The organism is Streptomyces sp. NRRL S-455, assembly GCF_000717875.1.
In the GTDB taxonomy this organism is placed as follows: domain Bacteria; phylum Actinomycetota; class Actinomycetes; order Streptomycetales; family Streptomycetaceae; genus Streptomyces.
Genome location: NZ_JOCT01000061.1, coordinates 1 through 1,292, shown reverse-complemented (window position 1 = coordinate 1,292; position 1,292 = coordinate 1). Strand labels below are relative to the sequence as shown.

The 1,292-nt window shown below is 68.3% G+C and carries 1 protein-coding gene; it reads right to left on the bottom strand.

Features of this window, described 5'->3' with window-relative positions; all coding sequences use genetic code 11:
• The coding region (locus tag IE97_RS0137775) for an amino acid adenylation domain-containing protein (protein WP_030252139.1) at nt 1–1,292 on the bottom strand (1,292 nt) is incomplete at both ends.

Sequence of the window (1,292 nt, the reverse complement as noted above, 5' to 3'; positions counted from 1 at the left end):
CGGCCTGCTGATTTTGCGGTGTAGTCGGGGGCGGGGAGGGCTTTGCGGTCGAGTTTGCCGTTGGGGGTGAGGGGGAGGGCGTCGAGGGTGACGATGGCCGAGGGGACCATGTAGTCGGGGAGTTGGCGTCCGAGGGTGCTCAGCGCGCCTGACTCGTCCCACAGAGCGCGGTTCGCGACTGTGTAGGCGACGAGGCGTTGGTCGCCGGGGTGGTCTTCGCGCAGCATGACGGTGGCTTGGGTGACGCCGGGCTGGGTGGTGAGGGCGGTTTCGATTTCGCCGAGTTCGATGCGGTGGCCGCGGAGTTTGATCTGGTGGTCGGTGCGGCCGTTGTAGATGAGGTGGCCGTGGTGGTTCCAGTGGGCGAGGTCGCCGGTGCGGTACATGCGGGTGCCGGGTTCGCCGTGGGGGTTGGCGGTGAAGCGTTCGGCGGTGAGGGCGGCTCGGTTGTGGTAGCCGCGGGCGAGTTGTTCGCCGGCGAGGTAGAGCTCGCCTGGTACTCCGACGGGGACGGGTCGCAGGGCTGAGTCGAGGACGTAGGCCTGGGTGTTGGCGAAGGGTCGGCCGATGGGGACGGGCCCTGGGGTGTCGGTGTCGGTGTTGAGGTGGTGGTCGGTGATGTTGACGGTGGATTCGGTGGGTCCGTAGGCGTTGATGATGTGGACGTGGGGGTGGTGTTGGCGCCAGGTGGTGAGGTGGTCGGTGTGGAGGGCTTCGCCGCCGAGGATGAGGGTGTGGGAGGGGGAGGCGGTGTCGGGGAGGGTGTTGAGCAGTGGGAGGTGGCTGGGGGTGGCCTTGATCAGGGTGGGCTGGACGGTGGTGGTTTCCAGTGGGGTGAGGTGGACGGTTCCGCCATTGGTGAGGGGAGTCCACAGTGCGGTGATGGTCAGGTCGAAGGCGAGAGGGGAGTGCAGCAGGGTGGTGCCGGTGGTGGCGGTGTAGGTGGTGCGGGCGCGGTGGAGGTAGGTGGCCAGGGCGTGGTGCTCGATGATGACGCCCTTGGGGCGGCCCGTGGAGCCGGAGGTGTAGATCATGTAGGCGGGGTGCCGGGGAGACCACGGCACACGCCGCTCGGCGTCGGTGATCGTGTCGGCGGAGTTCTCCCGGTAGACCGCGCTCGGCACCGGCTCGGTCAAGGTCAGGGCTGGGGTGGCGTCGTCGAGCATGTAGGTGATGCGCTCGGCGGGGTAGTCGGGGTCGATGGGCAGGTAGGCGGCGCCGGTTTTGAGGACGGCGAGCATGCTGACGATCGCGTCGAGCGACTTGGGCAGAGCGAGTGCCACGAACTGCTC